Raw genomic sequence first — 23,772 nt, forward strand, 5'->3', positions numbered from 1 at the left:
ATGCCAGGATCAAAACCTGGTGCCTTACCGCTTGGCGACGCCCCTGTATCGTACAACCCGTGCGCTATGCACTCACTTCCTGCGCCAGTCCTTCGAGGCGGCGGTGCAACATCGAAACGTTACGCCCCTGGGCCACGAAACTTGGCAAAGTGTCCGGAAGTTGGCGGCGAACTTTATCAGCCTCGCCCTCGTTTGGGAAGCTCCCAAACACACAAGCTCCAGTGCCGGTCATGCTTGCCGGAACGAATTTGTTCAACAAGCTCAAAGCGTTACGCACTTCGGGGTAGCGCTTCTCGACCACCGGCTGACAGTCGTTACGACCGCCCCCTGCAAGAAGGCTGCGAACTGTAATGGCCGGGGTATTACGTGTCAACTCCGGGTCGGCAAATATTTCCGCTGTACTAACAGAGACTTGCGGTGCGATCACGAGGTACCAGGGTTCGGGCAGTTCGACCGGCTGCAGGCGCTCGCCGACCCCTTCGGCGAAGGCCGCGCGGCCCCGCACGAACACCGGTACGTCGGCGCCGAGGCCGAGCCCCAGTTCGGCCAGGCGATCTTCGCCGAGGTCGAGCCGCCACAGGCGGTCGAGGCCGAGCAGGGTGGTGGCGGCGTCGGAACTGCCGCCGCCGATGCCGCCACCCATGGGCAGGCGCTTGAGCAGGCGAATGTCGGCGCCCTGTACGCAGCCGCTCTCGCGCTGCAGCAGGCGCGCGGCGCGCACGATCAGGTTGCTGTCGTGGTCGACGCCCGGCAGCTCGCCGTGCAGGCGGATCTGGCCGTCGTCGCGCAGGCTGAAGCTGAGTTCGTCGCCGTAGTCGAGGAACTGGAACAGCGTCTGCAGCTCGTGATAACCGTCGGCGCGGCGGCCGAGGACGTGCAGCATCAGGTTGAGCTTGGCCGGAGCCGGCAGCGTCAGCGTCTGCATCAGCGTCCCAGCTGGCGCGGTTGCCAGTCCTTCACCACCAGGGTGATCTGCAGGTCGTGGCCTTGCAGCCGGATGCGTTCGGGCAGGGTGAAGCCGTCGTGTTCGGCGTAGGCCAGGTAGTCGACCTGCCAGCCATCCTGTTCGAGCCGCGCCAGGCGGCTGTTGCCGTCCAGGCTCAGGCGGCTGCGGCTGTCCGGCGCGGGCAGTCCGCGTACCCACCAGAGCAGATGCGAGACGGGCAAGCGCCAGCCGAGCTGCTGCTCCACCAGCGCTTCCGGCGAGTCGGCCTCGAAACGGCCCTGGCCGGCGACTTCCAGCGACACGGCGTCCGGGCGTCCGGTGAGGCGGGTGGCGCCGCGGCCCAGCGGGCCGGAGAGACGGATGTCGAAATAGTCCTGGCGTTGCAGCCAGAACAGGGTGCCGCTACCGGAATCCTGCGGCGCGCGGATGCCGATCTTGCCGCTGATCTGCCAGCCATCGAGGCTGGCGATGTGGTCGCGGTGTTCCTTCCAGACGTTGGCGTTGCCGGCGCCTTCCACCGATTCGCGCGGGCCGAGCCCGGCGCAACCGGCCAGCAGCAGGGCCAGAAATGGGACGAAGAGGTTTCTCAAAATCATGGGGTCAGGGCTTCTCCGAGCCGGTCAGCCGTTTCAGCGTGTCGCGCAGGACCTGGCTGTCGGGTTGTTGTTTCAGGGCCTCTGACCAGACCGCGCGGGCTTCGCTGCGTTCGCCACGGGTCCACAGCACTTCGCCGAGGTGCGCGGCCACTTCATGGTCCGGGAAGCGCTGCAGGGCCTTGCGCAGCTGGGCTTCGGCTTCGGCGAGGTTGCCCAGGCGGAAGTTGACCCAGCCGAGGCTGTCGAGGATCGCCGGGTCTTCCGGGTTGAGCTGGTAGGCCTGCTCGATCAGTTGCAGCGCCTCGTCATGGCGGTCGGTACGGTCGGCGAGGGTGTAGCCCAGCGCGTTGAGGGCCATGGCGTTGTCCGGTTCGCGTTCGATGATGAAGCGCAGGTCGCTTTCCAGCTGTGCCAGGTCGCCGCGTTTCTCCGCGAGCATGGCGCGGGTGTAAAGCAGGTTGAGGTCATCGGGGAACTGTTCCAGCGCTTGCTCGACGAGCTGCCAGGCCTGCTCGGTGCGATCGTGTCCGGAGAGCGCTTCGATCTCGATCAGGTACAACTGGATCGCATAGTCGGGCTGCTGTTGCCGGGCCTGGGCGAGCAATGCGGAGGCTTCCCGGTCGCGCTTGCCGGCATACAGCAGCTGGCTCTGCAGCAGCTTGGCCGGCAGGTATTCGTTGCCCGGGCCGACCTGCTCCAGCGCCTCCAGCGCCCTGGGCGTGTCGCCCATGGCCTGGTAGGCGCGGCCGAGATTGAAATGCGCGGCATCGACATGGCTGCCGCGCTCGATCAGCTCGTGCAGGTAAACGGTGGCTTCGCGCCAGGCCTCGGCCTCCAGGCAGACCAGCGCCATGGAGAAGCGCAGGTCGTCATCGGCGGGGTGCTGTTGCACCAGGGTGGCGAACTCGCCCATGGCATCCTCGAGGCGGCCGTGTTCCACCAGCAGGCGGGCGTAGGTCAGGCGCAGGCGCTTGTCCTCGGGATGCTGGCGCAGGCTCTTCTCCAGTAGCGGCAGTGCCTCGTCGCCCCGTTCCAGGTTGTGCAACAGGCGGGCTTCGAGAAGGATGGAGGGGATCTGCCGCTGCCTGGCCGGTTGCGCCTGGAGCAGGGCCAGCGCCTCCTCGGTGCGGTCGTCCTGCTGCAGCAGCACGGCCTTGCCGAAGGTCAGTTGCGGGTTGTCCGGGTGCTTGGCCAGCAACTGATCGAAGCTCTGCAGCAGGCCGGCACGGGTGTCGGGGTCGGTTTGCGCTGCCGACAGCGCGAGGAAGTCGAAATGCGTGTCGCCCTGGCCCTGCAGGACCTTCTCCATGAATTCGAGCGATTGCTCGTACTGGCCGGCACGCGCCAGCTGTACGGCTGCGGCGCGCTGGGCGTCGAGATTCTCCGGGGCGTTGCGCGCCCAGATCAGCGCCGTATCGCGCGCGGCCTGATCGGCTCCGAGGTATTCGGCGATGCGAAAGCCGCGTTCGGCGACGCCGGCGTCCTGGGTCGCGTGGGCCTGCTGGACATAGTTGCCCAGGGCGATGTCGAAGCGGTTGCGCTGCCCGGCCAGCTCCGCCACCAGCAGGGCGTAGAGCGACTCGCGGCTGAACGAGCCGTGCTCCGTCGCGGTGGCCGGCGGGGCCTCGAGCGTGGCTTCCTGCACCGGCGGTGCGCCGTCGGGCTCGGAGGGAGTCAGGGTCTGGCAACCGCCCAGGAATGCAAGGGCGGTCAGTAACGCGATGGGTCTGTTCATTGGGACGGGAGCGGCTAACCTGCGGTCGGGGCATCATGACACAAGCCATGGGGCAAGCCCATGGGCGCGGGTATGTCTATACGATCTGTCGTTGGACTCCTTCGTGCGGTGGCTGTTGCATCGTGGGCATGGAGCGCCGGGAGTTGCGGGGCAGGCCATGTCGCAGGCGGCGCTGGTCCGAACCGTCGGTCTTGCTTTATCCTGCCGTGCCATCGTTGTGCCACTATCTGTCGAGTAAGGCCGGCTTGGATTCTTCTCGCCCCAGCTGTTTGGCTCGTGGCGACCTGCCGTCTGTCTGCGCTCCGAGGTGTGCGGGCAAGCCATACGGAAGTGGTGGCGAGGCGAGATGTCATAAGGAAAACAATGAGATTTTTTCTACCCTTGGCCGTGTTCATGTCCTTGCCGGCGGTTGTGCTGGCCGCTGAGCAGGAGCAGGGCGGCCTGGTTCTGGATGACGTCACCGTCAGCGCCCATCCTCGCGAGGAGCATGACCGGGAGGTGGCGCACACCATGAGCGCGCTCGACGGCGAGCAGCTCGAAGCAGCCGGCCTCCAGCGCAGCGAGGATCTGCAGCAGCGCGTGCCCAGCCTGCTGGTGTCGATGCCCAACCCGCGCTACGCCAGCTACGGGATTCGTGGCCTCGGCGCGAGCTCCGCCAACGACGGTATCGATGGCAGCGTCGGGGTATATCTCGATGGTGTCTACCTGGGCCGCCAGGGCATGTCACTGTTCGACCTGGCCGATATCGAGCGCGTCGAAGTGCTGCGTGGCCCGCAGGGTACGCTGTACGGCAGGAGCGGCACGGCCGGCGCGATCAATATTCTTACCCGTCGGCCTACCTTCGATACCGAGGCCAACGGCGAGGTGACGATGGGCGAAGACGGTCTGCGCGAATATCGCGGCAGCGTCTCCGGCCCGTTGCTCGATGGCGTGCTGGCCGGGCGCCTGACCGGCTACGACGTTGCGCGTGACGGTCAGATCGACAACCTCTACGACGGCAGCCATCCGGGGGATCGCAATCGCCAGGGCCTGCGTGGCCAGTTGTCGTGGGTGCCCAGCGAGGTCTTCAGCGCTCGCCTGATCGGCGAATACGCCTGGCAGGACGAACAGGTGGCCCTGCTCGCGGGTGGCTATAGTGCGCCGACCCGTGCGCGTGCCGCCTACCTCGGTCATCGGCTGCTACCGCTCGATCCTTATGCGCGGCGTGTGCAGAGCGATCAGCCCAGCCGCATACGGACCCGCCAGAATGGCGTCACCCTGGAGCTGATTCGCACATTGGGCAATGGCGCGAGCCTGACCAGCATCACCGGCTACCGTGACTGGCGCTACGACACCGGTATGGACGCTGATGGCCAGGGCTTGTCCATTGCCGGTGTGTCCGCGCAACTGGATCACCGCCAGTTCAGCCAGGAGCTGCGCCTGGCCGATTCGCCGAACGAGCATGTCGACTATGTCGTGGGCCTGTATTACCTGCGCCAGCGGCTCGATCGGCAGATAGACAATCGCTTCGGCGAAGATGCGGCGGCCTGGTTTCTCGGCGACCGGCCGGAAGTGGCGGGGCTGCCACCGGACATGATCCCGCCGTCACTGCTCGACGGCACCCGGCAGGCCTTCGATGGCGGACAGCGCAGCGACAGCCGTGCGCTGTTCGGTCAATTCACCTGGCATGCCACGGACCGGCTGGCGATCACCCCGGGCCTGCGCTACACCACGGAGCGCAAACGCGGCTGGATCGCGCGGCAGGTCTCCGCTCTCGCGCCGTTGCCGCCTGGATGGCAATTGGGCCAGGAGCTCCGGGACCTGGCCCTGGGCGACAACGATTACCGGCGCAACAGCATCGAGGAGCACAACCTTTCCGGTCGGCTCGCTGTCGCCTATCGCCTGCAGGATGGCCTGCTCGCCTATGCGAGCTGGGCGCGGGGCTACAAGGCCGGCGGTATCAACCTCGACATGGTCGGCGAAGGCGTCGAGCCGACCTTCGACGCGGAGCGCGCGACCTCGCTCGAAATAGGGCTGAAGAGCAGTTTCTGGCGCGAGCGTGTCCTGTTCGACCTGGCCCTGTACCAGACCGATGTCGATGGCTATCAGGTCTTGACCAACAGACCTGGCGATACCGAGCTGTCGCCGCCGATCCGCGACAACCTGATCAACGTGCCCGAGGTGCGCCTGCGTGGCGTCGAGCTGGACGGCCTGTTGCGTGCCAGCCCTCGCATCGACCTGCGCCTGGGGCTCGCCTGGAGCGAGGCGCGCTACCGCGATTTCGCCAATGCCCCTTGTGCGCCGGGCTCTGTGCAGCAGCTGTGCGACCTGAGTGGCAAGCGCCTGTTCAATGCGCCGCAGTGGAGCGGCACGGCCGGCATCGATTACCGGCATCCACTGGAACATGGGCTGGAATTGTTCACTGCCCTGGACTACAGCTTTCGCAGCGGCTACTCCGGCACGCTCGAAGGCGGCGCCGGCAGCTATCTGCCCTCTTACGAGCTGACCAACCTGCGTCTTGGCCTGCGTCGTGGCGACAGGCGCTGGGAAGGCGAACTCTGGGTGCGCAACCTGTTCGATCAGCATTACATCGGCTCGGTGCAGGCCCTGCTCGCCGACGGCGATTACGCCGTGCTGCCGGGGGATGCGCGCGCCATGGGCGTCACGCTGCGGGGGCGCTATTGAGCGATGCGGGGTTATCGATGATCGAGGGGCACTTTTCCCGCCGGGTTCGCCGCGTGCGGCAGTACGCTCGCTGGCTGCGTGAAAGCGGGCTATCACGGCAATACGCATGTCGGTGGTTGTTCTGCATCTGACGAAGTAGGAGAATTGCGCGCTCCGTTTTCGAATCAGCGATTCTGCATGGCTTTCCTCGCGCTTGGCATCAATCACAAGACCGCTTCGGTGGACGTCCGCGAGCGCGTAGCCTTCACTCCCGAGCAGATGGTCGAGGCCTTGCGGCAGTTGTGCCGCGTCACGCCCACGCGTGAGGCGGCGATCCTCTCTACGTGCAATCGCAGCGAGCTCTATCTCCAGCAGGACCAGGTCGAAGCCGATGCCGTGCTGGCCTGGCTGGCCAACTACCATCGCCTCAGCCTCGATGAGCTGAAGTCGTGCGCCTACGTGCACGTCGATGACCAGGCCGTGCGCCACATGATGCGGGTCGCCTCCGGGCTCGATTCGCTGGTGCTGGGCGAGCCGCAGATCCTCGGCCAGATGAAATCGGCCTACGCCGTGGCGCGCGAGGCCGGCAGCATCGGCCCGCTGCTGGGGCGGCTGTTCCAGGCGACGTTCAGCACCGCCAAGACCGTGCGAACCGATACCGCGATCGGCGAGAATCCGGTTTCCGTGGCTTTCGCCGCGGTGAGCCTGGCGCGGCAGATCTTCAGCAGCCTGGAGCGCAGCCAGGCGCTGCTGATCGGCGCCGGCGAGACCATCACCCTGGTCGCCCGCCATCTGCACGAGCAGGGCGTGAAGCGGATCGTCGTCGCCAATCGCACCCTCGAGCGTGCCAGCGCCCTGGCGGCCGAGCTCGGTGCGCAGGCGATCCTGCTCGCCGACATTCCCGAAGAGCTGCACAACAGCGACATCGTCATCAGTTCCACCGCCAGCCAGTTGCCGATCCTCGGCAAGGGCGCCGTGGAGCAGGCGCTCAAGCGGCGCAAGCACAAGCCGATGTTCATGGTCGACATCGCCGTGCCGCGGGATATCGAACCGCAGGTCGGCGAGCTGGACGACGTCTACCTGTATTCGGTCGACGACCTGCATGAAGTGGTCGCGGAGAACCTCAAGAGCCGCCAGGGCGCGGCCCAGGCCGCCGAGGAGCTGGTGGCCGCCGGCACCGACGACTTCATGCAGCGCCTGCGCGAGCTGGCCGCGGTGGACGTGCTCAAGGCCTACCGCCAGCATGCCGAGCGGATTCGCGACGAGGAGCTGGGCAAGGCCCAGCGTCTGCTGGCCAACGGTGGCAGCGCCGACGAGGTGCTGGCGCAACTGGCGCGCGGGCTGACCAACAAGCTGCTGCATGCGCCGAGCGTGCAGTTGAAGAAACTCTCCGCCGAGGGCCGCGTCGAGGCGCTGAGCATGGCCCAGGAACTCTTCGCCCTGCACGAGGGCACGGAAAAACCATGAAAGCTTCGCTGCTGAACAAGCTCGACGTCCTCCAGGACCGTTTCGAGGAACTCACCGCGCTGCTCGGCGATGCCGAAGTCATCAGCGACCAGAACCGCTTTCGCGCCTATTCCCGCGAATACGCCGAGGTCGAGCCGGTGATCGAGGCCTATCGCCAGTTGCGCAAGGTCCGGCAGGACCTCGAGGGCGCCCAGGCGCTGCTCAAGGACAGCGACCCGGATCTGCGCGAGATGGCCGAGCAGGAAGTGGCCGAGGCCAGGGTGCAACTGGAGTCGCTGGAAGGCAACCTGCAGCGCATGCTGCTGCCCAAGGACCCCAACGACGGGCGCAACGTATTCCTCGAGATCCGCGCCGGCACCGGCGGCGACGAGGCGGCGATCTTCGCTGGCGACCTGTTCCGCATGTATTCGCGCTATGCCGAGAAGCAGGGCTGGCGGGTCGAGATTCTCTCCGCGAGCGAAGGTGAGCACGGCGGCTTCAAGGAAGTGATCTCGCGCGTGGAAGGCGACAACGTCTACGCCAAGCTCAAGTTCGAGTCCGGTGCGCACCGTGTGCAGCGCGTACCGGAAACCGAGTCCCAGGGCCGCATCCATACCTCCGCCTGTACCGTTGCGGTACTGCCGGAGCCTGACGAGCAGGCCGCGGTGGAAATCAATCCGGCCGAGCTGCGGGTGGACACCTACCGTTCCTCCGGTGCCGGCGGCCAGCACGTCAACAAGACCGATTCGGCGATCCGCATCACCCACCTGCCCACCGGCATCGTCGTCGAGTGCCAGGAGGAGCGTTCGCAGCACAAGAACCGCGCCAAGGCCATGGCCTGGCTCGCGGCCAAGCTGCAGGACCGCCAGGATGCCGCGGCGCACAAGGAAATCTCCGAGACGCGCAAGCTGCTGGTCGGCTCCGGCGATCGCTCCGAGCGCATCCGTACCTACAATTTCCCCCAGGGCCGCGTCACCGATCACCGCGTCAACCTGACGCTGTATTCACTCAACGAAGTGATCGGCGGGGCGGTGGAGCAGGTAATCGAGCCGCTGCTGCAGGAATACCAGGCCGATCAGTTGGCTGCCCTGGGAGATTAGGAGCAGCGGCAAGCTGCAAGCTACAAGCGGCAAGTGTAAGAGCTTGAAGCTTGAAGCTTGAAGCTTGAAGCTAACCGTCATGGCTACTATCGAATCCCTGCTCGCCGCCGTTGAATTGCCCGACTCGGCCACGCCGCGGCTGGACGCCGAGCTGTTGCTCGCCCATGTGCTCGGCAAGCCGCGCAGTTATCTGCGCACCTGGCCGGAGCAGGTGCCGAGCGGCGAGCAGCGCCGGGCCTTCGCCGAATGCCTGCGGCGTCGCCGCGCGGGCGAGCCGGTGGCCTATATCCTCGGCCGCCAGGGTTTCTGGAGCCTGGAGCTGGACGTCGCGCCGCAGACCCTGATCCCGCGCCCGGACACCGAGCTGCTGGTGGAAGCCGCGCTGACCCTGCTGCCGGCTACGCCGGCGCGGGTGCTCGACCTTGGTACCGGCAGCGGCGCGATTGCCCTGGCGCTGGCCGCGGAGCGCCCAGCCTGGCAACTGGTCGGTGTCGACCGGGTGGATGAAGCGGTGGCGCTGGCCGAGCGTAATCGCCGGCGTCTCGGCCTGAGCAATGCGCGGTTCGAGGCCAGCCACTGGTTCTCCGCCCTGCAAGGCGAGCGTTACCGGCTGATCGTCAGCAACCCGCCCTATATTCCGATCGACGATCCGCACCTGCAGCGCGGCGACGTGCGCTTCGAGCCGCGCAGTGCGCTGGTTGCCGGCGCGGACGGGCTGGACGACATCCGTTCGATCGTCGCAGTGGCGCCCGATCATCTCGAACCGGACGGTTGGCTGTTGCTCGAACATGGCTACGATCAGGCCGAAGCGGTGCGCGACCTGCTGGAGGCGGCGGGCTTCGTCGCGCGGGAGAGCCGCCGCGATCTGGGCGGACACCAGCGCATCAGCCTGGGCCGCAAGCCATGAATCCTTTCTGCTGCGAGGCATTGTCATGCTGAGTGACGAAGAACTGCTGCGCTACAGTCGCCAGATCCTGCTCAAGCAGGTGGACGTCGAAGGCCAGCTGCGGCTCAAGCAGAGCCGTGTATTGATCGTCGGGCTCGGTGGGCTCGGCTCGCCAGTGGCGCTCTATCTGGCGGCGGCCGGTGTCGGCGAACTGCACCTGGCCGATTTCGATACCCTGGACCTGACCAACCTGCAGCGGCAGATCGTCCACGACAACCGTTCGCTGGGCCTGCACAAGGTCGACTCCGCCATGGCGCGCCTGGAGGCGCTGAATCCGCAGGTCCGGCTGGTGCCGCACCGCAGCGGGCTGGACGCCGATTCGCTCGGCGCGGCGGTGGCCGGCGTCGATCTGGTGCTCGACTGCACGGACAACTTCGGCATTCGTGAAGCGGTGAACGCGGCCTGTGTGGCGGCGAAGAAGCCGCTGGTCAGCGGCGCGGCGATCCGTCTCGAGGGGCAGTTGTCCGTATTCGATCCACGCGACGCGGCCAGTCCCTGTTATCACTGCCTCTACGGTCATGGCAGCGAAGCCGAGCTGACCTGCAGCGAAGCCGGTGTGATCGGCCCGCTGGTGGGGCTGGTCGGCAGCCTGCAGGCGCTGGAGGCGCTGAAGCTGCTGGCCGGCTTCGGCGAGCCTCTGGTGGGCCGGCTGCTGCTGATCGATGCATTCTCCAGCCGTTTTCGCGAGCTGCGGGTCAAGCGTGATCCCGCCTGTGCCGTCTGTGGGCGCGCCGATGGCTGAGCACATGGCTCCGGTCGGTGTGTTCGATTCCGGCGTCGGCGGGCTTTCGGTGCTGCGCGAGATCCGCCAGCGCCTGCCGCATGAGTCGCTGCTCTATCTGGCCGATAGCGCCCATGTTCCCTACGGCGAGAAAAGCCCCGAGTACATTCGCCAGCGCTGTCGCATCATCGCGGCGTTTCTCCTCGAACGGGGGGCGAAAGCGCTGGTGCTGGCCTGCAACACCGCCACCGCCGCCGGCATCACCGAGTTGCGCGAGCTGTACCCGCAACTGCCCATCATCGGCATGGAGCCGGCGGTCAAGCCGGCCGCCCTGGCGACCCGCAGTGGCGTGGTGGGCGTGCTCGCCACCACCGGCACGCTGAAGAGCGCCCGGTTCGCCGCGTTGCTCGATCGCTTCGCCGCGGATGTCCGGGTCATCACCCAGCCCTGTCCCGGGCTGGTCGAACGCATCGAGGCCGGCGATCTGCACAGTGCGCAAACGCGAGCGATGCTCGCCGACTGGGTCGAGCCGTTGCTGGCGCAGGGATGCGATACGCTGATCCTGGGCTGCACGCACTATCCCTTCATCGGGCCGCTGCTGGGCGAACTGCTGCCGGCCGACGTCCGCCTGATTGATACGGGCACCGCGGTCGCGCGACACTTGCATGAAGTCTTGGCCGAACGCCATCTTCTCGCGAACGGCCAAGCGCAGCAGCGCTTCTATTGCAGTGGTGATCCGCTGCGAATGGCCCGCGTGCTGCCTATACTTTGGGGTGAAAATGCAGCGGTCGAGTTCTTCGCGGGCTAGGAACTCCCGGCTCGGCTGGGTTTCTCAAGTGATGCTGATGAAAAAAACCAAATAAAACACAGTGTTTTTATAAGGATGTTCCCATGAAAAAACTGTTTTCCCTGGCCGCTGTGGCGGCGCTGTCCGTGGGGCCGATAGCGGCTGCTCAAGCGGTGGATTTCACCGCCGCGGTCGGCCACACCAGCGAGTCGACCATGACCTATCGGCTGGGTGCTCAATTCGACTTCGGCACCAGTTGGTTCCAGACCGATGTAGGCCGCCTGACCGGCTATTGGGATGCCGGCTACACCTACTGGGAAGGCGATGACAGCAGCAGCAACCACAGCCTGTCGCTGGCGCCGGTATTCGTCTACGAATTCGCCGGCCAGTCGGTCAAGCCGTACCTCGAGGCGGGCATCGGCATCGCCGCTTTCGAAAACACCGAAGTCGAAGGCAACAGGCTCGGATCGTCGTTCCAGTTCGAGGACCGCATCGGTGCCGGTCTGCGTTTCGCCGGTGGCCATGAAGTGGGGGTGCGGGCGATCCACTACTCCAACGCCGGGTTGAAGCAGCCGAACGATGGCATCGAGACCTACTCGGTGCACTATCGCATGGCGTTCTGAACCAGCGCCTCGTTGACGCTGCAGGGCATGCCGTTCGCCCTGCAGCCCTTAGCCGACAACAGACCCTAACGGTAGGCCGAAGCGCTTCCCCGGCGCTCTTGCCGGCAATCCTCCGAGCCCAGTTCGAACTCCCGGCAGATCAGCGGGCGGTTCGCATAGATGGTGCAGCGCATGCTGTCGCGATCGAGCGCCGCGCACCAGCCATCGTCCAGCCGCCGCATGACCTCCCCGCCCCAGGCATCGGTTTCGATGAAGTGTTCGGGCACGCCGGTATCGCCGAACAACAGCACTTCGAGGCGGCAGCAGCAGGCCGCACAGCTGGAGCAGCTCACGGCGGGTTCGTTCACCTGCAGATGGGGAATTTCGTTCATCGCGGCAGTGTAGCGAGTCTCGCGACATGATTTGCGCATGAATGCCCAACGGCCTGTATCGACGATGTGAAAACCGATGGCGAGCTACGGCGCCGCTCGGCGAGCACCGGCGCCGCGCCGGCTCAAACGCTGTCGTTCAACTGCTTGTTGCGCCAGCCATCGCCGCCGGGCAGTAAGAGATTGAGCAGCAGGGCGATGATCGCGCACAGCGAGATGCCGGAAAGGGCGAACTCGCCATGGCCGATGACCATGCCGCCGATGCCGAACACCAGCGTCACCGAGACGATGATCAGATTGCGCGCCTCGGACAGGTCCACCTGGTGGCGGATCAGCGTGCTCAGGCCGACCACCGCGATCGAGCCGAACAGCAGGCAGAGAATGCCGCCCATCACCGGCACCGGGATGCTCAGCAGCCCGGCGCCGAACTTGCCGATGAACGCCAGGGTGATGGCGAACACCGCCGCCCAGGTCATGATCTTCGGGTTGTAGTTCTTGGTCAGCATGACGGCGCCGGTGACTTCGGCATAGGTGGTGTTCGGCGGGCCGCCGAACAGGCCGGCGGCGGACGTGGCGATGCCGTCGCCCAGCAGTGTGCGATGCAGGCCGGGCTTCTTGACGTAGTTGTTGCCCGTCACGCTGCCGATGGCGACCACGCCGCCGATGTGCTCGATGGCGGGCGCCAGCGCCACCGGTACCATGAACAGGATGGCGCCAAGGTGGAATTCGGGGGCGATGAAGTTGGGCATGGCCAGCCAGGGTGCCGTCGCGATGCCACTGGTATCGACCACGCCAAACGCGAACGCCAGCCCGTAGCCGACCGCGACACCGGCCAGGATCGGCACCAGGCGGAACAATCCCTTGCCCAGCACCGCCACCAGCAGCGTGGTCACCAGGGCGGGCATGGAGATGAGCATCGCCGTCTCGTAGGGGATCAACTGGGCGCTGCCGTCACCGGCCTTGCCCATGGCCATGTTCACCGCCACCGGGGAGAGCGCCAGGCCGATGGAGATGATCACCGGTGCGATGACCACCGGCGGCAGCAGCCGATCGATGAATCCCGGCCCTTTCAGGCGCACGGCGAAGCCCAGAAGGATATAGACGAGGCCGGCGGCGATCACGCCGCCCATCACCGCCGGCAGGCCGAACTCGCCCTTGGCGGCGATGATCGGCGCGATGAAGGCGAAGCTGGAGGCGAGGAATACCGGCACCTGGCGACGGGTCACCAGTTGGAACAGCAGGGTGCCGAGCCCGGCGGTGAAAAGTGCCACATTGGGATCCATCCCGGTGATCAGCGGCATCAGCACCAGCGCGCCGAAGGCCACGAACAGCATTTGCGCGCCCGCCAGGGCCTGGCGCGCGACAGGTTCCTCCATGTTCGACATGCTCAGATGTCCTTCTGCTTGGTGCCGAAAATCTTGTCGCCGGCATCGCCGAGGCCCGGCACGATGTAGCCGTTCTCGTCGAGGCGCTGGTCGATGGAGGCGGTGTAGATGACGACATCCGGGTGGGCCTTTTCCACCTTGGCGATGCCTTCCGGCGCGGCGACCAGGACCAGGGCGCGGATTTCCTTGCAGCCTGCCTTCTTCAGCATGTCGATGGTGGCGACCATCGAACCGCCGGTGGCCAGCATCGGGTCGATGATGATTGCCAGGCGCTGCTCGATTTCGGGCACCAGCTTTTCCAGGTAGGTCTGGGCCTGCAGGGTTTCTTCGTTGCGTGCGATCCCGACCGCGCTGACCTTGGCCCCGGGGACCAGGCTGAGCACGCCGTCGAGCATGCCGATTCCGGCACGCAGAATCGGTACTACAGTGATCTTCTTGCCGGAGATCTTCTCGACCTGGACCGGGCCGCACCAGCCATCGATGCTGTAATGTTCCAGCGGCAGGTCAGCGGTCGCTTCGTAGGTGAGGATCGAGCCGACTTCCTGAGCCAGTTCGCGGAAGTTCTTGGTGCTGATGTCGGCACGGCGCATCAGGCCGAGTTTGTGGCGGATCAGCGGGTGGCGGATCTCTCGAATGGGCATGGGTGGCTCCGGCGGGCAAATAAACCGGCTTAGATTAAAGCATCGCCGGGGCAGCGGCTATTCGCCTGTCATTCATCCAGCGGACTTGCCGCCCGAATGCGGGGTGGGTATCTTCCCCGCCCTTTCGCGGGCGGCTGAAAAGTGGTCCGTTTGGCCAGGTACTTCGTTGCGCAGGGTTTCGGTCGCGCGACGTAGCGACTCAGCCTGACGGCCCGCCGGGTTTGCTGGCGTTCCTAATTATTCTTGTCTACCACCGGGGAATCGCATCATGTCCGTCGATCTCGCACACATTCGTCAAGTCATGGCAGAAGCTGACTGCCTTTACACCGAGGAGCAGGTCGAAGCGGCTATCGCTGCGGTCGCGCAGACGATCAACGACGAGCTGGCCGAGCGTAATCCGGTGGTGTTCTGCGTCATGAACGGCGGCCTGATCTTTTCCGGCAAGCTGGTCCCCAAACTCAACTTCCCGCTCGAATTGTCCTACCTGCATGCCACCCGTTACCGCAATGAAACCAGCGGTGGTGAGCTGTTCTGGAAGGCCAAGCCGGAAATCTCCTTCATCGACCGCGACGTGCTGATCATCGATGACATCCTGGACGAAGGCCACACCCTGGGCGCCATCATCGATTTCTGCCGTCATGCCGGGGCCTCGGCGGTACACACCGCGGTGTTGATCGACAAGGATCACCAGCGCAAGGCGCGTCCCGAGATGAAGGCCGACTACGTCGGGCTCAGCTGCATCGACCGCTACATCTTCGGTTACGGTATGGACTACAAGGGCTACTGGCGTAATGCGCCGGGCATCTATGCGGTAAAAGGCATGTGATCGGGTGGGCTCGTCCTTGGGATCGGGGCGGGCTCGCGACTCGCAATCGTAGGGGCGTCTGGCGATCCTGCGCAGGCGCTCGCCAGTAAGGACTGGGCGCTCCCAGGCTCCCCGATACGGAGTGGGTGTCCGGTACGGTCGGCGGGTTGCAACCCGCCCTACGATGCGCCGGCATCCGTAACTACATACCCCTGGGGCAGGCCCCTCACAAAGGCGGTAGGCATTCTCCCGGCCAGGGGGAGCTGTCGTGCGAGTGGTGTCGCTCTCTGGCATTCCATGCCTCGTCTCGCCCGGTGTTTCGTTTTTCCCCAATGGCACCCGAAGTAACGCTCGGTGGCCGCTACCCTGGCTGTTGCGCTCCCGTTCGACTGTCGTGGACCCAGGCCTTTCTCCCCCGCCGGCGCGGGCTATTCGCCCGGTTTGGGGCGTCGCATCTTCGCCATGAATAGCACTTTAGGATAACTGGCCGACAATTCTTCCATTTCCGGGCGCGAAGGCTCTGCGCCGGGCTGTGCGGTGTCCGGATTCGAGGCTAATCTCCAGTGAGCCCTGAACGGCATGGCCTGACGGAATCACGCTGAAAGCCACTGCTGGAAAGGTTATTCACACTAAAGGATTACACGCTAAATCAAACCTTAGTGCGCTTAACCCCCTGCCGGCGTCTGGGTAGGGTTGACGCACTTCGAACCAACCAGGAGCGCCTCATGACAAAAACAACAAGGCACGGAATCTTCCAGCCCAAGTCTCTGGCTCTGGCCATTGCGTTGAGCACTGCCGCACCGGCCTATGCCGTCAATTTCAATATCGGGGAAATCGAAGGGCAGTTCGATTCCTCCATGTCCATCGGCGCCAGTTGGTCGATGGCGGATCGGGATAGGGATCTGGTAGGCGCAGCCAATGGTGGCACGGGCTTCACCCAGACCGGTGACGACGGGCGGTTGAATTTCAAGAAAGGCGAAACCTTCTCCAAGATCTTCAAGGGCGTCCATGATCTGGAGCTGCGCTATCGCGACAGCGGTGCCTTCATTCGTGGCAATTATTGGTACGACTTCGAATTGAAGGACGAGAGCCGCCTGTTCAAGGACATCAGCGACAGCAATCGCAAGGAAGCCGCACAATCGTCCGGTGCGCAGATTCTCGACGCCTTCCTCTACCACAACTATTACGTCGGGGATCTACCGGGCACGGTACGGGTCGGCCGCCAAGTGGTGAGCTGGGGTGAGAGCACCTTCATCGGCAACAGCATCAATTCCATCAACCCGCTGGATGCTGCAGCATTCCGTCGTCCGGGGGCGGAGATCAAGGAAGGTCTGATTCCGGTCAATATGCTCTATGTCTCGCAGAGTCTCAGCGACCGTCTGAGCATGGAGGCGTTCTATCAATTGGAGTGGGATCAGACCATTGCAGATAACTGCGGTACGTTCTTCTCCGGTTCCGATCCGCTGCAGGATGGTTGTGATACCAACTACAATGTTTTGGGTCCATTCCCGGCGGGAGTACCAGACCTATTAGGTAGCCTAGGCGTTACTGTTACGGATGAGGGCGTCATGATTCCGCGTGGTGGAGATCGTGATGCACGGGATTCCGGGCAATTCGGTATAGCGCTCCGCTGGCTCGGCGATTCGACCGAGTATGGCGCTTACTTCATGAATTATCACAGTCGAACTCCTAACTTGGGCATGACGAATGCCGACGCTGCGGGACTTGCACAAGTTCTTGGTGCAGTGCAGGGAGGCACTTTGCCATTGGCTGTGGCGCCGGCAGCGTTGTTAGGCAGGGGCCAGTACTTCTTGGAATATCCGGAGGATGTCCGACTCTATGGGCTGAGTTTCTCTACGACGCTGCCAACCGGTACAGCCTGGTCCGGTGAAATCAGCTATCGCCCTAATCTTCCAATTCAGATCAACACAACTGATGTGACCTCTTTGCTCGCCAGCGCAGGGCAAATTTTTGAAGGTGGTGGTGACCCCTTCTCGGTGGCTGGTATGGATTACCACGGATACAACCGTAAGGAAGTTACGCAACTGCAAACGACCTTCACTCACTTCTTCGATCAAGTGCTTGGCGCTGGGCGCGTTACGGTAATTGGAGAAATTGGCTACACCCACGTCGGCGGCTTGGAAAACAAGCGTGATGTTCGCTACGGACGTGATGCTATTTTCGGTTCTCCGGCTACTAATGCGGACGCTGCCGCACGTTATGGTTGGGACGGCTTCGTTACAGCCGATTCCTGGGGCTATCGTCTGCGCGCCATCGCTGACTACAACAACGTCTTCGCCGGTATCAATCTCAAGCCCAACCTGTCGTTTTCCCACGACGTGAACGGTTATGGCCCGAACAACCTGTTCGTGGAAGGTTCCAAGGCCGTCAGCATTGGGCTGGATGCCGAATATCAGAACACCTATACCGCCAGCCTGTCCTACACCGATTTCTTCGGCGGTGACTACAACACACTGGTCGATCGCGACTTCCTCGCATTCAGCGTGGGCGTGAATTTCTGACGGAGGGCGATTCCCGATGCCCGCTTGGTGGCCGAGCCATCGGCGGGCGGTGCGATACGCAAGGCCTCCGGCCAAATAACAAGATCAAGAGGAACTGGAATCGTATGAAAACAACAAGAAAGCTATTCAGTGTCTTGGCCTTCTCGCTGCTCGCCAGCAGCGTGATGGCTGCCGTTTCCCCGGAAGAAGCCGCCAAGCTGGGCACCACGCTGACGCCGCTGGGCGCGGAAAAAGCGGGCAACGCCGATGGCTCCATCCCCGAGTGGACCGGCGGCCTGAAGACCGACGCCGCGCCGCTCAAGAACGGCCACCTGACCAACCCCTTCAAGGACGAGCAACCGCAGTTCGTCATCACCGCGCAGAATGCCGAGCAGTACAAGGACAAGCTGACCGCAGGCCAACTGGCCATGTTCAAGCGCTACCCGGAAACCTACAAAATCCGCGTATTCCCGACCCATCGTACCGTTGCCGTTCCGGACGAGATCTACGAGGCCGCGAAGAGGAGCGCCCTGAACACCGAACTCGTCGAGGGCGGTAACGGTGTCGCCAACTTCACCGAGAGCCGCTACTACGCGTTCCCGATTCCGCAGAACGGCCTGGAAGTGGTGTGGAACCACATCACCCGTTACCGCGGCGGCAACGTGCGGCGCAACATCGTCCAGGCCACGCCGCAGACCAACGGCAGCTACACCATGGTCCACTTCGAGGACGAGGTCGCGTTCCCGCTGGGGATGACCGACCTGGACCCCGAGCGCGCCAAGAACGCGCTGCTGTTCTTCAAGCAGCGGGTAACCGCACCGTCGCGCCTGGCCGGTAACGTGCTGCTGGTCCACGACTCGCTGGACCAGGTGAAGGAACCTCGTCAGGCCTGGATCTACAACGCCGGCCAGCGCCGTGTGCGCCGCGCTCCGCAGGTGGCATACGACGGCCCCGGTACCGCTTCGGACGGCATGCGTACCACCGACAACTTCGATATGTTCAGCGGCGCGCCGGATCGTTACGACTGGAAGCTGGTGGGCAAGAAGGAGTTGTACGTGCCCTATAACAGCTACGACATCGCCTCCAGCGACCTGCAATACAAGGACATCATCAAGGCCGGCCACGTCAACCAGGACCTGGCGCGTTACGAGTTGCACCGGGTCTGGGAGATCGAGGCCACACTGAAGAGCGGCGAGCGCAACATCTACGCCAAGCGCCGTTTCTTCGTCGATGAAGACAGCTGGACCATCGTTCAGTCGGAGCTGTACGACGGTCGTGGTCAGCTGTGGCGCGTGGGAGAGGCCCACTCGCTGCAGTACTACCAGCATCAGGTGCCGGCCTATGCTTTCGAAGCTCTCTACGACATCATTTCCGGCCGCTATATCGCGATCGGCATGAGCAACGAAGAGAAGCCCCACGAGTACGGCTATCGCGCCTCGGCGCGCGACTTCACGCCCGCGGCGCTGCGTAATGCCGGGGTGCGTTGATCGTCAGATATTCGTTTGATGAATGAGGCGGCCAATCGGCCGCCTTTTTTTCTGCCTCGAACAAGCGGATGATAATTTCCCACTCATCAGCTTGCACCGAATCGGAGCGAAAGCAGAGCGGCATGTGTCGACAACGCGGTGCAATTGCTGAAGCGTTGCATTCTGGATGTCAGCGTAAGCGGGAGCCGCCGTCGTGATCGAGCAGCCGAGCCTGATCGACGGCGTGCGCTGTGTTTCAATGGACTGATTCGAACAAGAGAACCATTGCCATGTCCGTACGCTTCATTCCTGACGCGCTCAGTACAGAGGCTGGCGCTCAGGGGCAAGTCGCTACGATTCCACGCCTGCCACCCGTCCATATACCGCGGCCGAGGCTGATCGAGGCGCTGCTGGCGGCCGATTGTCGGCTGCGCTTGATCTGCGCGCCCGCCGGCTTCGGCAAGACCGTGCTGATGAGCGAGTGCGCCCGGTTGGTGCCGCAAGGCACGCAACTGGTCTGGTTGGATCTTGGGGGGCGTTCCTGCTCCCCGGAGGCGCTGTATGTTCAACTGGGTGCCGCTTTGTCGGAGCGGCTGGATGGCGAAGCCGGTGCCGGGGATGGCTTGTTGGCCCTGCTGCGGCGTGCCCGGCGGCCGCTATGGATCATGCTCGACGACTACCCACGCGACTACAGTCCTGAACTCGATGCGTGCCTCGACATGCTGCTGGACATGGGGCCGGCCTCGGTCAACTGGTGGGTGACCAGCCGCCGCCAGCCGGCCTGGAAGCTGCCGCGGCTCTTGTTGCAGGGCCACTTGTTCGAGCTGGAGGCAGAAGCCCTTGCCCTGACTTCGGAGGAGCTCGAGCAATTGCTCAAGACGCACCGCCTGGCATTGCCGCACGAGAGTTTCCAGCAACTGCTCGGCGGTACCGAAGGCTGGCCGGCGGGCGTCTGCCTGATGCTGCTCAATGCCGATGAGCAGGCGTTGCGTGAACGCCTGGTCGCCGGTACGCCATTGCTACGCGACTATGTACAGCGCGAAGTGCTGGCGGGGCAGAGTGACGAGGTTCGGCGTGCCTTGCTGGCGCTGGCGCGCATGCCGCGTTTTTCCGCAGAGCTTTGCGATCATGTGCTCGATGGCGTGGGCAGCGACATTCTCGACGTCCTCAAGACATTCCAGCTGTTCATTCGGCAGATCGATAACTGTGGCGAGTGGTTCCGGCTGTGGAAGCCGCTGGCGCTGATGCTGCAGCGTTCCGCCGAGGCGGTATCGCCGACCCAGGTGCATCTGCGCGCCTGCCAATGGTTCGCCAGTCGCGGCGAGATGCGCGAGGCTGTGGAGCATGCCCTGTGGGCGGGCCAGCCCGAGGTGGCCGCCAACTACCTGCAGCGCTACGGTCAGGAGCAGTTGCTGATCGGTGACAATGTCTCGCATTTTCTCAAGTGGCGCAGCGAATTGCCTCAGGATCTGTTCGCCAGCACCACGCGGCTGATCGTATTGCAGGGGTGGGCGCTGATCGTCTCGGCGCGTCTCGATGAAGTGGATGACTGTCTGGCCGAACTGGCCAAGTTCTTTCCCCAGCCGGACGCCCGCCGCCAGGCCCAGCTGCTGGCGCAATGGCAGGCACTGCGAGGGTTCCTGGCGCGTCTGCGGGGCGAGCCGGGGGCGCGCGAGAATTGCCTGCAGGCGCTCGAGGTGTTGTCCGACCATGCATGGGCGCAGCGGGTCCTGTGCTACCAGGCACTGACGCAGCAGGCGATGGCCGAAGGCGAGCTTGAGTTGGCGCAACAGTACAACAGCGAGGGCATGAAGCTCGCGCGGCTCAAGGGAAGCGTGCTCTATGAAGTGATGCTCAGCGTCGATCGCATCCAGTTGCTCGAACTTACCGGCGAGTTCGAGCGTGCCGTTGGTGTATTGGACGAAGCGCTGCAGGCGTTGCGCGCAACGGTGCGTCACAGTCCGATCATCGGTCGTCTGCAGCTCTTGCAAGGCCACCTGCTGGCTTATCAGGGGTTCGACGAGCCCGTCCGTGAAGCGTATCGGCGCGGCAAAGTCGAGACGGAAACCTGCGGCGATTCGTACTGCTTCTTCGGCTACGTCGGGCTCGCGGAGCTCGCCGCGCGCAACCACGAATTTTCCGATGCGTATCACTGGTTGCGCGAAGCCGAGCGGCTGACTCAGTGGCGGCACGTGCCGGAGGCGCGGTTCCGCGGCATCCTGCTGCTGATCACCGGCGTCGCCTGGCTGCATCAGGGGGAGCTGCGCAAGGCGCGCGGGGCGCTGTGCCAGGTCCGGGACCTCTATGAGGGACAGGGCTATCTGGCGCCATCGGGCTTCTACGAATTGCTGCCGCGGCTGCGGCGCTACCTGGCGGTGATCGATGTGCTCGAGGGCCAGCCCGAGCGGGCGATCACCGCGCTGCGCGAGCAGATCGAGCAGAACCTGCGTGCGCAGCGCCTGGGATTGGCGTGCGAGTGCCGTTTCACCCTGGCCGAAGCGCTGCAGGCGAGCGGGCAGGCGGTCGAGGCGGAGCAGGAGCTGCGTGTGGCGCTCGGCGAAGCGGCGCGCCAGCATCTGGTCAAGCCGTTGTGCGAGCTGGACCATCGCCAGCCCCTGTGGCTGGCGCGCATCCTGCCTGCGACCGTCAAGGGCGAGTCGCTGCGCGAGCGGCTGGCGCACTACGAGCGCGAGCCGGATGAGCCCGGGCCGATGCCCGATAATCGGGTGTTGAGCAATCGTGAGCTGGCCGTGTTGCGCCTGATCGCCCAGGGCTGCTCGAACCAGGAAATCGCCGAGCAGCTGTTCATTTCGCTGCATACGGTCAAGACTCATGCGCGCCGGATCAACACCAAACTGGGCGTTGCGCGGCGTACCCAGGCGGTGGCCAAGGCCAAGGCGCTGGCCTGGCTCTGAGTCACCGCTCTGCGAGGCGCTGCCCTCGTGGGATGAGCTCAGGCACGACGACAGGCTGCGCGACCTGGCGGGCGGCAGGATGAAGCAATGGCTATTGTTTTTATTCTCGCGGGGGCGAAGCGCTTGATGGCATAAAAGGGCAGCCTGCAGGCAATCAGGCTGGCGGGTTACAGGGCGGCGGGCTGGAGGCCTTCGCTCGAGAGGATTGGCGCCTGGTCGCCGCGCTCGATGGCAAGGCTGAACTGCAGGCTGGTGATCAGCCGCTGCAACTGTTGATGGTCCCGCCATTGCTCGGCGCTGATGAAGCGTTTCACGGCAACGCCTTCCGCCCCGGTCAGGGTCAGCAGAATGCTGCCATCCGGCTTTTCGATGCTGAAGTTGACGTTGTAGCGGGGACGAAACACATCACTGATCTTCTGGAATGGACTCGTCATGCCTAGGTACCTCGTGAGGGCTGCCAGCAATGGACCCGGTGAGGCGGTGACAAGTTTCCCGGCGATGACTGACCCGTGGCCAAAAGCCGCAGCGTTGTCGTTTCGTCCTTTCTCAGCGGCTTGCGCTCATGAGTTCTCGCCCGTCAGCTCGCAGAGGACGTCGGGACTGTTCCTGAAGGCTTTGGCGAATAGCTCTCGGTGTCTGGCCATGTAGATGCCGATGTCCTCGGCCTGCTGTTCGCTCAACGACGGCGACGCTTGTTGCAGCACCGTCGCCAACGCCTCGGCGAGTTCAAGCATCTTGTCGTGACGATCGGCTTCGGCTTTATCCATGAACAAGCGCTCCAGGTCCCGGCTGCTGCGGTATACCACTTCGACGGCCATTTACCACCTCGGTCAATTGGCAGAGTTTATACTGTTTGTATATACAGCATATGCCGATGAGGCGAAGATGAACAGCAGTCTGTTGCTTGCCTGGGCAAAAGGAACTCAGTTGGCGATATGCCCCTGCAAGCGCTCGGCGCGAAATTCCAGTGTGGCGGCACGATAGCCGCTGCGCAGTTGCGGCAACGGCAGACAGGACTCCCAGCGTGCTCCGCTCTGCAGGTCGCCGGGACCTTGATAGGTCGGCGTCTCGAAGGAGGCGCGGGCCAGGTTGGTGGGGGAACCCGGCGCGTAGGCACCGACTTCCCAGCGCAGGTTGCGCAGGGTCTTTGTGCTGTGGTTGTGCAGGCTCGTGTGCAACGGCTGGGCGCCGGGGCAGCGTTCGGGCGCGTAGGCCAGGCGTATTTCGACCTGGGCGAGCAACTGCTCTTCCCGGTGTTCCTGCCACAACACCCAGCCGGCGACCAGCGCGAGGCCGAGCACGGCGCCCAGGGAGATGGGAACCGCTCTGAACGGGTAGCGGATCAGCAGAACCAGCCAGGTGAGGATGAGCAGGGCGCCGATCAGCATGGCGGGTTTCCGGGAGTGGGGTGACTGAGCATGAGCAATGCCTCCATCGCAGCACGCTCCATGCTAACCCGCTGTGGCGGATACTCCGCAACGGCAGGTGGCGCGCATTTGTAGCAGGATGTCAGGCGTCGTGCTTCGCGCGGCCGGCCAGGCGTTCCAGGGCGGCGCGCAGCTTGGGATCGCGAATATCCTGTGCGGCGGCCTGAATGCTGCTGGCGGCGCTGTCGGAAAGCGGTTGCGTACGGGCCGGTGCATGCCGCGGTGGCGGTGGTGGCTGTACTTTGAACTGGATGCGGACAAGCCCGGAAAATTCCTCGAACGTCTGCAGTTGACGCTGCAACCGGCGCTGCTGGTAGCGCAGGCGCGTGGCCCAGTGGCCATCGGTGACGATCAGCAGCAGGCTGCCTTCGCGCCAGGACGCCACGCGGCAATGCTCGCGTGCGGCCGGCTGCAGCTGGCTTTCCAGCAACTGCTGCAGACGGTCGAGGCGCAGGGCTTCTCCGAACAGGGCTCTGAGTGGCTTCGCCTCGCGCAGCAGGGCAGCGGGAGCACGGGCCGGCGATGGGCGAAAGGCCATGGCAAAACGTCTTGACGATGGAGCCGACATGGTAGCAGAAGCGTTGGCGGCATCGGCTGCCCATCAGGCGCGCCGCAGGCCGGTGTTATCGATGCGCAGCGATCACGGCGTGTCAGCCAGGGCGATCAGACCCTGGTGATCCAGGACGGCGACGACCAGTGACCCCGATTCTCCGCTCTTGCT

Annotated in this window: 21 protein-coding genes; 11 read left to right on the top strand and 10 right to left on the bottom strand. The window is 64.3% G+C overall.

Features of this window, described 5'->3' with window-relative positions; translation table 11 throughout:
- Positions 1-64 precede the first annotated feature (64 nt).
- Genes ispE through IN820_RS17530 form a run of 3 tightly spaced genes read right to left on the bottom strand, consistent with a single transcriptional unit; the run spans position 65 to position 3,277 of the window.
- The gene (ispE, locus tag IN820_RS17520; protein WP_193682207.1) at positions 65-925 is read right to left on the bottom strand and encodes a 4-(cytidine 5'-diphospho)-2-C-methyl-D-erythritol kinase; all 861 of its coding nucleotides are present in this window, start codon (positions 923-925) and stop codon (positions 65-67) included.
- Complete coding sequence (gene lolB, locus IN820_RS17525) at positions 925-1,542, bottom strand: lipoprotein insertase outer membrane protein LolB (RefSeq protein ID WP_193682208.1); 618 nt, start codon at positions 1,540-1,542, stop codon at positions 925-927. The genes ispE and lolB overlap by 1 nt, the downstream gene beginning before the upstream one ends.
- 4 nt (positions 1,543-1,546) lie before the next feature.
- On the bottom strand, positions 1,547-3,277 hold the full coding sequence (locus IN820_RS17530) for a tetratricopeptide repeat protein (RefSeq protein ID WP_193682209.1): 1,731 nt from the start codon (positions 3,275-3,277) through the stop codon (positions 1,547-1,549).
- A 363-nt stretch (positions 3,278-3,640) separates the two neighbouring features.
- Here IN820_RS17530 and IN820_RS17535 point away from each other — a divergent pair, with 363 nt between their 5' ends.
- The 7 genes from IN820_RS17535 (at position 3,641) to IN820_RS17565 (ending at position 11,543) form a co-directional block, all read left to right on the top strand.
- The gene (locus IN820_RS17535) at positions 3,641-5,941 is read left to right on the top strand and encodes a TonB-dependent receptor (protein WP_235989189.1); all 2,301 of its coding nucleotides are present in this window, start codon (positions 3,641-3,643) and stop codon (positions 5,939-5,941) included.
- Between the two features lie 177 nt (positions 5,942-6,118).
- A complete protein-coding gene (gene hemA / locus IN820_RS17540) occupies positions 6,119-7,387 on the top strand; it encodes a glutamyl-tRNA reductase (protein ID WP_193682210.1) in 1,269 nt (422 codons plus the stop codon).
- Positions 7,384-8,466 (top strand): peptide chain release factor 1, encoded by a 1,083-nt coding sequence (gene prfA / locus IN820_RS17545; protein WP_193682211.1) that lies wholly within the window; start codon positions 7,384-7,386, stop codon positions 8,464-8,466. Before hemA ends, prfA begins: the two co-directional genes overlap by 4 nt.
- A gap of 79 nt (positions 8,467-8,545) precedes the next feature.
- A complete protein-coding gene (gene prmC, locus IN820_RS17550; RefSeq protein ID WP_193682212.1) occupies positions 8,546-9,373 on the top strand; it encodes a peptide chain release factor N(5)-glutamine methyltransferase in 828 nt (275 codons plus the stop codon).
- A 25-nt stretch (positions 9,374-9,398) separates the two neighbouring features.
- Positions 9,399-10,154: a molybdopterin-synthase adenylyltransferase MoeB gene (locus IN820_RS17555; protein WP_193682213.1), complete on the top strand. Its 756-nt coding sequence runs from the start codon at positions 9,399-9,401 to the stop codon at positions 10,152-10,154.
- Positions 10,147-10,941, top strand: a complete 795-nt coding sequence (gene murI, locus IN820_RS17560; RefSeq protein WP_193682214.1) for a glutamate racemase — start codon at positions 10,147-10,149, stop codon at positions 10,939-10,941. Before IN820_RS17555 ends, murI begins: the two co-directional genes overlap by 8 nt.
- An 83-nt stretch (positions 10,942-11,024) precedes the next feature.
- Positions 11,025-11,543 (top strand): acyloxyacyl hydrolase, encoded by a 519-nt coding sequence (locus IN820_RS17565; RefSeq protein WP_193682215.1) that lies wholly within the window; start codon positions 11,025-11,027, stop codon positions 11,541-11,543.
- 65 nt (positions 11,544-11,608) lie between these two features.
- On the opposite strand, the gene IN820_RS17570 is transcribed toward IN820_RS17565, so the two are convergent.
- From IN820_RS17570 to upp, 3 genes are all read right to left on the bottom strand, one after another.
- The gene (locus IN820_RS17570) at positions 11,609-11,914 is read right to left on the bottom strand and encodes a YkgJ family cysteine cluster protein (RefSeq protein ID WP_193682231.1); all 306 of its coding nucleotides are present in this window, start codon (positions 11,912-11,914) and stop codon (positions 11,609-11,611) included.
- A 122-nt stretch (positions 11,915-12,036) separates the two neighbouring features.
- Positions 12,037-13,296: a uracil-xanthine permease family protein gene (locus tag IN820_RS17575; protein ID WP_193682216.1), complete on the bottom strand. Its 1,260-nt coding sequence runs from the start codon at positions 13,294-13,296 to the stop codon at positions 12,037-12,039.
- Between the two features lie 2 nt (positions 13,297-13,298).
- Positions 13,299-13,937, bottom strand: a complete 639-nt coding sequence (gene upp / locus IN820_RS17580; RefSeq protein WP_193682217.1) for a uracil phosphoribosyltransferase — start codon at positions 13,935-13,937, stop codon at positions 13,299-13,301.
- Positions 13,938-14,205: 268 nt separating this feature from the next.
- On the opposite strand from upp, the gene IN820_RS17585 reads away from it, so the two are divergent.
- The 4 genes from IN820_RS17585 to IN820_RS17600 all read left to right on the top strand — a co-directional run bounded on the left by IN820_RS17585 (position 14,206) and on the right by IN820_RS17600 (position 21,624).
- A complete protein-coding gene (locus IN820_RS17585; RefSeq protein WP_193682218.1) occupies positions 14,206-14,763 on the top strand; it encodes a hypoxanthine-guanine phosphoribosyltransferase in 558 nt (185 codons plus the stop codon).
- 704 nt (positions 14,764-15,467) lie between these two features.
- Positions 15,468-17,264 (top strand): DUF1302 domain-containing protein, encoded by a 1,797-nt coding sequence (locus IN820_RS17590; protein WP_193682219.1) that lies wholly within the window; start codon positions 15,468-15,470, stop codon positions 17,262-17,264.
- 104 nt (positions 17,265-17,368) lie between these two features.
- Positions 17,369-18,730 carry a DUF1329 domain-containing protein gene (locus tag IN820_RS17595; protein WP_193682220.1) on the top strand — a complete coding sequence of 454 codons (1,362 nt, stop codon included), beginning with the start codon at positions 17,369-17,371 and terminating at the stop codon, positions 18,728-18,730.
- Positions 18,731-18,999: 269 nt separating this feature from the next.
- Positions 19,000-21,624, top strand: coding sequence for a LuxR C-terminal-related transcriptional regulator (locus tag IN820_RS17600; protein WP_193682221.1), 2,625 nt, complete (start codon positions 19,000-19,002; stop codon positions 21,622-21,624).
- 167 nt (positions 21,625-21,791) lie between these two features.
- On the opposite strand, the gene IN820_RS17605 is transcribed toward IN820_RS17600, so the two are convergent.
- The 4 genes from IN820_RS17605 to IN820_RS17620 all read right to left on the bottom strand — a co-directional run bounded on the left by IN820_RS17605 (position 21,792) and on the right by IN820_RS17620 (position 23,589).
- Positions 21,792-22,058 carry a DUF3509 domain-containing protein gene (locus tag IN820_RS17605; protein ID WP_193682222.1) on the bottom strand — a complete coding sequence of 89 codons (267 nt, stop codon included), beginning with the start codon at positions 22,056-22,058 and terminating at the stop codon, positions 21,792-21,794.
- Positions 22,059-22,184: 126 nt separating this feature from the next.
- On the bottom strand, positions 22,185-22,442 hold the full coding sequence (locus IN820_RS17610) for a YebG family protein (protein WP_193682223.1): 258 nt from the start codon (positions 22,440-22,442) through the stop codon (positions 22,185-22,187).
- Positions 22,443-22,547: 105 nt separating this feature from the next.
- On the bottom strand, positions 22,548-23,012 hold the full coding sequence (locus IN820_RS17615) for a multidrug transporter (protein WP_193682224.1): 465 nt from the start codon (positions 23,010-23,012) through the stop codon (positions 22,548-22,550).
- Positions 23,013-23,133: 121 nt separating this feature from the next.
- Entirely contained in the window at positions 23,134-23,589 is a 456-nt protein-coding gene (locus IN820_RS17620; protein ID WP_193682225.1) for a DciA family protein, read from the bottom strand.
- Between the last annotated feature and the right edge of the window lie 183 nt (positions 23,590-23,772).

It is taken from the genome of Pseudomonas lopnurensis, from assembly GCF_015070855.1.
Classification (GTDB): domain Bacteria; phylum Pseudomonadota; class Gammaproteobacteria; order Pseudomonadales; family Pseudomonadaceae; genus Stutzerimonas; species Stutzerimonas lopnurensis.

Coding starts and splice junctions, on each gene's coding strand:
- ispE (WP_193682207.1), bottom strand. CDS start 925: ATGCAGACGCTGACGCTGCCGGCTCCGGCCAAGCTCAACCTGATGCTG.
- lolB (WP_193682208.1), bottom strand. CDS start 1,542: ATGATTTTGAGAAACCTCTTCGTCCCATTTCTGGCCCTGCTGCTGGCC.
- IN820_RS17530 (WP_193682209.1), bottom strand. CDS start 3,277: ATGAACAGACCCATCGCGTTACTGACCGCCCTTGCATTCCTGGGCGGT.
- IN820_RS17535 (WP_235989189.1), top strand. CDS start 3,641: ATGAGATTTTTTCTACCCTTGGCCGTGTTCATGTCCTTGCCGGCGGTT.
- hemA (WP_193682210.1), top strand. CDS start 6,119: ATGGCTTTCCTCGCGCTTGGCATCAATCACAAGACCGCTTCGGTGGAC.
- prfA (WP_193682211.1), top strand. CDS start 7,384: ATGAAAGCTTCGCTGCTGAACAAGCTCGACGTCCTCCAGGACCGTTTC.
- prmC (WP_193682212.1), top strand. CDS start 8,546: ATGGCTACTATCGAATCCCTGCTCGCCGCCGTTGAATTGCCCGACTCG.
- IN820_RS17555 (WP_193682213.1), top strand. CDS start 9,399: ATGCTGAGTGACGAAGAACTGCTGCGCTACAGTCGCCAGATCCTGCTC.
- murI (WP_193682214.1), top strand. CDS start 10,147: ATGGCTGAGCACATGGCTCCGGTCGGTGTGTTCGATTCCGGCGTCGGC.
- IN820_RS17565 (WP_193682215.1), top strand. CDS start 11,025: ATGAAAAAACTGTTTTCCCTGGCCGCTGTGGCGGCGCTGTCCGTGGGG.
- IN820_RS17570 (WP_193682231.1), bottom strand. CDS start 11,914: ATGAACGAAATTCCCCATCTGCAGGTGAACGAACCCGCCGTGAGCTGC.
- IN820_RS17575 (WP_193682216.1), bottom strand. CDS start 13,296: ATGTCGAACATGGAGGAACCTGTCGCGCGCCAGGCCCTGGCGGGCGCG.
- upp (WP_193682217.1), bottom strand. CDS start 13,937: ATGCCCATTCGAGAGATCCGCCACCCGCTGATCCGCCACAAACTCGGC.
- IN820_RS17585 (WP_193682218.1), top strand. CDS start 14,206: ATGTCCGTCGATCTCGCACACATTCGTCAAGTCATGGCAGAAGCTGAC.
- IN820_RS17590 (WP_193682219.1), top strand. CDS start 15,468: ATGACAAAAACAACAAGGCACGGAATCTTCCAGCCCAAGTCTCTGGCT.
- IN820_RS17595 (WP_193682220.1), top strand. CDS start 17,369: ATGAAAACAACAAGAAAGCTATTCAGTGTCTTGGCCTTCTCGCTGCTC.
- IN820_RS17600 (WP_193682221.1), top strand. CDS start 19,000: ATGTCCGTACGCTTCATTCCTGACGCGCTCAGTACAGAGGCTGGCGCT.
- IN820_RS17605 (WP_193682222.1), bottom strand. CDS start 22,058: ATGACGAGTCCATTCCAGAAGATCAGTGATGTGTTTCGTCCCCGCTAC.
- IN820_RS17610 (WP_193682223.1), bottom strand. CDS start 22,442: ATGGCCGTCGAAGTGGTATACCGCAGCAGCCGGGACCTGGAGCGCTTG.
- IN820_RS17615 (WP_193682224.1), bottom strand. CDS start 23,012: ATGCTGATCGGCGCCCTGCTCATCCTCACCTGGCTGGTTCTGCTGATC.
- IN820_RS17620 (WP_193682225.1), bottom strand. CDS start 23,589: ATGGCCTTTCGCCCATCGCCGGCCCGTGCTCCCGCTGCCCTGCTGCGC.